This window comes from Coriobacteriia bacterium (genome assembly GCA_013334745.1).
Taxonomy (GTDB): Bacteria; Actinomycetota; Coriobacteriia; order Anaerosomatales; family JAAXUF01; genus JAAXWY01.
Genome location: JAAXWY010000076.1, coordinates 1 through 5,700 on the forward strand (window position 1 = coordinate 1; position 5,700 = coordinate 5,700).

Annotated in this window: 4 protein-coding genes; 3 read left to right on the top strand and 1 reads right to left on the bottom strand. The window is 67.7% G+C overall.

Going from position 1 to position 5,700, the window contains the following annotated elements:
* The 3 genes from HGB10_11785 to HGB10_11795 form a co-directional block, all read left to right on the top strand.
* Nucleotides 1-1,167: hypothetical protein (locus HGB10_11785; protein ID NTU72483.1), on the top strand; the 1,167-nt coding region annotated here is incomplete at its 5' end.
* Between the two features lie 85 nt (nucleotides 1,168-1,252).
* Nucleotides 1,253-2,608, top strand: coding sequence for a hypothetical protein (locus tag HGB10_11790; protein NTU72484.1), 1,356 nt, complete (start codon nucleotides 1,253-1,255; stop codon nucleotides 2,606-2,608).
* Nucleotides 2,609-2,806: 198 nt separating this feature from the next.
* Nucleotides 2,807-3,361, top strand: a complete 555-nt coding sequence (locus tag HGB10_11795; GenBank protein ID NTU72485.1) for a hypothetical protein — start codon at nucleotides 2,807-2,809, stop codon at nucleotides 3,359-3,361.
* 28 nt (nucleotides 3,362-3,389) lie between these two features.
* On the opposite strand, the gene HGB10_11800 is transcribed toward HGB10_11795, so the two are convergent.
* A complete protein-coding gene (locus HGB10_11800; GenBank protein ID NTU72486.1) occupies nucleotides 3,390-5,234 on the bottom strand; it encodes an ABC-F family ATP-binding cassette domain-containing protein in 1,845 nt (614 codons plus the stop codon).
* Nucleotides 5,235-5,700 lie beyond the last annotated feature (466 nt).

The window sequence follows — 5,700 nt, forward strand, 5'->3', positions numbered from 1 at the left end:
TTCTTCAAGAGTATAGACGCGGGCGCCACCTGGCAGGCGGTTCCGGTGCCGGTGACCAGCGCACTTCTCGGCGTTGACTACGCGACCGAGACCACGCTCGTCGCGGTGGGCGAGGGCGGCGCGGCGCTGCGCTCGGGTGACGGGGGCGCGACCTGGAGCAAGCGCACGACGCCGGTGACCGCGGCGCTTCGTGCCGTCGACATGGCCGATGCGCGCAACGGTGTGGCCGTGGGCGATCGCGGCACGGTGCTGCGCACCATCAACGGCGGCGCGACCTGGCGTATCGGGCGCGCGCCCACAGGTGCCCGGCTCACGTCGGTAAGCATGCTCGACGCCGCGAACGGATGGGCGACGGGCGGCGGCATCGTGCTGCGCACCACCGACGGCGGTGCGAGTTGGACCCGGCACGTCGCGCCGACGACTGCGCGGCTTTCGGGCGTCAGCGTTGTGGCCGGCAGGCTCGGCTGGGTGGTCGGCGGGGGCGGGACCGTGCTGCGAGGCAGCGTGGTGGGCGCCAACCCGTTCGCGAGTGCGGCGGGCAGCGTCGTCGACGCGGCCACTGGTGGCAACATCTCGGGCGCGAAGCTCAAGATCGGCAGCGCATACGCGGCCCCCTCGGCGGTCGACGGGTCGTTCATCGCGGCTCGTCTCGTGCCGGGCGTCTTCAGTGTGCGGTTCACGCACCCGAGCTATGTCACGCGCACCGTCACCAACGTCGCGTTGTGGGCAGGGCTGCGCTCGCCGGTGCACGTTGCGATGACTCCCAAGACCATCACGCGGCTCACGCGTCCGAGCATCGACAGCACAGCACCGTCGACGGCGACGACCGTGACCATCACGACCACTATGACGCCCAGCGCGTGCGCGACGGTTGCACCCACAACGCTCACAGCGGTGCATTGGGAGAGCAAGCTCGTGACGAAGCGCGTGCATGGCAAGCTCAAGCGCGTGAGGGTCTGGTACTGGCGCACGCGATTCGCGGTCACCATGACGCCCGAGCCGAGCGGGCGACTCACGACCAGCAGACGGCTCACCGTGGCCGGCACCTGGCGTCTGCGGGCCGCCTACTCCGGTTCCGGCACCACGATGCCATCGACGTCATACATGCGTGAGCTCAAAGTGGTCACGCCCCCGGCCCCGGCGACAGCGGCGCGGATCTCGCCCTGATGCCCCCCCTCACGACGAGGCGTATCCTTGGACAGGAATCTTCGCCGGACGCATCGGAAGGGGGCGCGCCGTCGTGACATCGCCTCTGAAGGCAGAGTCGCTTGAAGACCTGATCGGGCGCTGGCGCACGGACCTCCTCGCCAACGGCGCGACCGCAGCTCATACCACCGCCGGCGAGGCCACCCTTCGGGAGCACCTCGCCGTGCTCGCCGCTGCGGGCCTTGAGCCCGAAGAGGCGTTCCTGGTCGCGCTGCACCGATTGGCGCAGGGCGACGACCTCACTGTGAAGTTCGCACGCTCCTACTCCGGTGAGGCGTGGGCACCGCCGGTCGCCGGTGCTCCGGAGCGCATCGCCGATGCCGGCGAGCGCAGGGAGTTCTGGGCGATGCTCGGATGCGCAATCGCCGCAGCGCTCGCATTCAAGGCGCCGGAGCTGTTCGGGTATGACTTCAACGGTGATGGCGCCGAGTTCTACGCGCTCAACCTGAGCTTCTTCGTACTCCCGTTCCTTGCCGGCTACTTCGTGTGGCGGCGGGGCGTGGGCCTGCGCGTCGTCGCCGCGATGGCTGCGGTGTTCGTCGTCGCGGCCGTCGTCGTCAACGCCTACCCGTTCGCGTCCGGGGGCGCCAGCGAAGTGCTCGCGGCGATCCACCTGCCCATCGTGCTGTGGCTCACGGTCGGCGTCGCCCACGCTGCAGGCGAATGGCGCTCCGATGCCCGGCGCATGGAGTTCGTCCGATTCACCGGCGAGTGGCTCATCACCTATGTGCTGATCGCGCTGGGCGGAGGGGTACTCATCGCCCTGACGATCGGCGTGTTCGAGGCGATCGGCCTGAGCGCCTCCTCGTTCGTCGAGTCGTGGGTTCTGCCGTGTGGTGCGATGGGCGCAGTCATCGTCTCGACGTGGCTGGTCGGGACGCGCCGTAACCTCGTCGGCGGGATGGCGCCGATGCTCGCGCGCGTGTTCACGCCGCTGTTCGCGATCATGTGCGTCGCTCTGCTCGTCGGGGTGATCTGGACGCGCGGCATCGTGCATGTCGAGCGCGAGGTGCTCATCGTCTTCGATGTGCTGCTGGTGCTGGTCTTGGCGCTACTGCTGTATGGGATCTCGGCGCGTGATAGGCACGCACCCGCTGGAGCGTTCGACTGGATCCAGCTGGCGCTGCTCGTGTCCGCGCTCGGCGTCGACCTCTTCGCGCTCATGAATATCGCGCGTCGACTCACCGAGTACGGCTTCAGCCCCAACAAGACCGCAGCTCTCGGCCTCAATCTGCTCCTGCTGGTCAATCTGGCGTGGTCGGCTTTCCTGCAAGTGGGCTTCTTGCGCTCGGCGCGAGGAGTCGAGTCGGTTGAGCGCTGGCAGATGCGCTACCTGCCGGTGTATGCCGTGTGGGCGGCGGTCGTTGTGGTCGCCTTTCCGCCGCTTTTCGGCTTCGTCTGACGCTCGGCGAGCTGCCATTTCGCCGTCGGCCGGTGCCCTGCAGCCTCACCCTCGAGGCCGAAACCTGATACGCTCAGGTGTACGTTTTGGTAACTGGCGACCGGTCTGCGTTGCCAGGGGCCTCTCCGGGACAGCTGTCGCACCTCGCGCGGACACGCCCCCGAAGCCGCCGAGTGAGTTATGAAGGAGGGCTTCGCCATGTTCTTGGGCAAGCAGCCGCCACAGTCCGAGCAGCCCGAAGTCGTCTATGACGACGGTGGGACGGGCCTGTTCGATGAATGCATGAAGCGTTTTGCCAAGATGGGATGGACCATCCGCTGCGACGCCCAGCACTCCGTCTGGGTGGAGAAGGCCGATGGTTCCTACTCGGTCGGTGTGGCTCGCGGCGAGGTTGAGCAGCGCGGAGTGGATGCCGCGCTTCAGAAGATCGAAACCAAGATGAAGGCGACCGGTCAGTCTGAGCGCTCCGAGCGCATGAAGGCCGAGTGGAGCGCGAAACGTCAACTGGTCAGCGACTGCATCCGCAGCCTGCCGTCGTCGTTCACGTCCGGCGATGCCGAGCGCGCGTGCCCCGAAGTCGCCCGCCCCACGGTCACGCGCGTGTTGCGTGAGCTGTCCGACGCCGGCGAGATCCGCTCGGTGAGCCGTGGCCGGAATGCGATGTGGGAGCGCGTGAATCGCAAGAAGCGACCTGTCGCCGAATCCGGCGACGAAGGTGCGGCGCGTCAGACGATGGGCGCCAGCTCATCGTGAGCCCGGCTCGGCCGTCTGGGCGCCGGCGCTAGCGCGCCAACCGGTCGGAAAGCTCCATCCACGCGTCTTCGAGCGCACGAACCTGCGCCTCCATGTCGCGTAGCCGTGCCTGCACGTCGAGAAGCGCCTGGTAGTCGGAGGGGTCCGTCTCGGTCATCTCGGTGCGAATCGCATCGGCCTTCCCGCACAGCGTCTCGAGCTTGCGCTCGGTGGATGCGAGTTCCTTCTTCAGCGCGTACTCCTCGGCACGCGTGAGCGCGGGCTCGGTGGCGCTCGATGCGTCGTCCGAGCCCCCGGCAGCGGGCTTGTCGGCAGGTGCGGCCTTCGCCGGCTTCGGCGTCCCAGGCGCAGCGGAACCACGCGCTTGGCCGCGCGCATCGAGCAGCCGCAGGTACTCGTCGACGCCGCCGGGCACGTGGCGCACCTTGCCGCCGATGATCGCGAACTGGTCGTCGGTGACGCGTTCCATGAGGTAGCGGTCGTGCGTGATGAGCAGCAGCGTGCCGGGCCAGGTGTCGAGCAGGCTTTCGACGACCGCCAGCATGTCGATGTCGAGGTCGTTGTCGGGCTCGTCGAGGATGAGCACGTTGGGCTTGTCGAGCAGGATGAGCATCAGCTGCAGCCGGCGTTTCTGGCCGCCCGAAAGGTCGCAGACGGGTGCCGAGAGCTGCGCCGATGAGAACCCGAGCCGCTCGAGCAGCTGAGCGGGGCTGAGCTCCTTGCCGTCGATCTCGTAGCGCGAGCTGTAGCGCGAGAGCACCTCTCGGACACGGGAGTTGCCCAGATCGGTCAGCTCATTGAGGTGCTGCGAGAGCACCGCGAACTTCACCGTCTTGCCGATCTTGATGTGCCCCGACGTGGGCTCGAGCGCGCCGCGGATGAGGTTGAGCAGCGTCGTCTTGCCCGAGCCGTTCTCGCCGAGGATCCCAAACCGGTCTCCCGGGCCGATCAGCCAGGTGACGTCGTCGATGACCGTCTTGTCGCCGTAGCGTTGCGTCACGTCGACGAGGTCGACGACCTGCTTGCCCAGCCGAGACACGGCTGAGCGCTTCAGCTCGATGGAGTCACGCATCGGCGGCTCATCGGCGATGAGCGCTTGCGCGAGCGCAACGTGGAACTTCGGCTTGGTCGCCCGCGCCCGCGCGCCTCGCGAGAGCCACGCCAACTCCTTTCGCAGCACGTTCTGGCGCTTCTGCTCGGCGGTCTGAGCGGCCTCTGCGCGTTCCACGCGCTGAAGCACGTACGCCGAGAACCCGCCTTCGTACATCTCGACCTGACCGTGGTGGACTTCCCACATGTCGAGGCAGACCTCGTCGAGGAACCAGCGGTCGTGCGTGACGACGAGCAGCGCGCCGGAGCGTTTGGGCCAGCGGCTCTTGAGGTGCTCGGCGAGCCACGCGATGGCGTGCACGTCGAGGTGGTTGGTCGGCTCATCGAGCATCAGCACGTCGAAGTCGCCCACGAGCACGCGCGCGAGGTCGACACGGCGGCGCTGGCCCCCCGAGAGGTCGCCGACCCGCCCGTCCCAGTCGATGTCGGCGATCAGACCGCGCAGGATCGCTCGGATGCGCGCATCGGACGCCCACGTGTGCTCGGGTACGTCGCCCACGACCGCATGCTCGACGGTCGCCTCAGGGTCGAGTGCGTCGGTCTGTGAGAGCGTGCCGATGGTTACGTCGCCGCGCCGCGTGACGCAGCCGGAATCGGGTTCGAGCGAGCCTGACAGCAGCCCGAGCAGCGAGGACTTGCCATCCCCGTTGCCGCCGACTATCCCGATACGGTCGCCCTCATCGATGCCGAGTGAGACCGCATCGAACAGCTTCTTCGACGGGAACTCCAGGCAGACGGTCTCACACCCGAGCAGATGTGCCACGAAAGCGAACCTCGATCCTCACTCAGCCGACAAGCACGAACGAGACTATCGCACTGACGCGTCGCAAAGGATACCCGCTCGGGGCGCTGGCGGGGCGTCGCTCGACGCGCGCGCAACGACAGAACGGCCCCGAAGGGCCGTTCGTCGTCGCCTTGCAGCGGGCGTGCTGGGCGTGCGCGCGATCGTCAAGCGGTGGAAGTCGCGCAAGGGTGGCAAGTGAGCAACGAAAAAGCGTCCACCTACCCGACCCTCACTGAGATCGCGGCGGGCGTGGGTGGCGTTGAAGTGAAGGTTCGGACCGATCGGGCGTTCCCTGGAACGCTCCCCCTGACCGTGGTTGTCACCCATGACTGCACGGTGGAACCGGCGCGAACCTTCAACGTCCCAGGTCTTGATCTTCCGTGTTCTCTTTTCCCGGTGGGGGCGTACGTGCGCGTCACTGCTGGTCGGCTCTTCCTGCTGCACG

Bases quoted from the DNA above. Each gene is read 5' to 3' on its own strand.
- HGB10_11795 (NTU72485.1), top strand. From the start codon at position 2,807: ATGTTCTTGGGCAAGCAGCCGCCACAGTCCGAGCAGCCCGAAGTCGTC.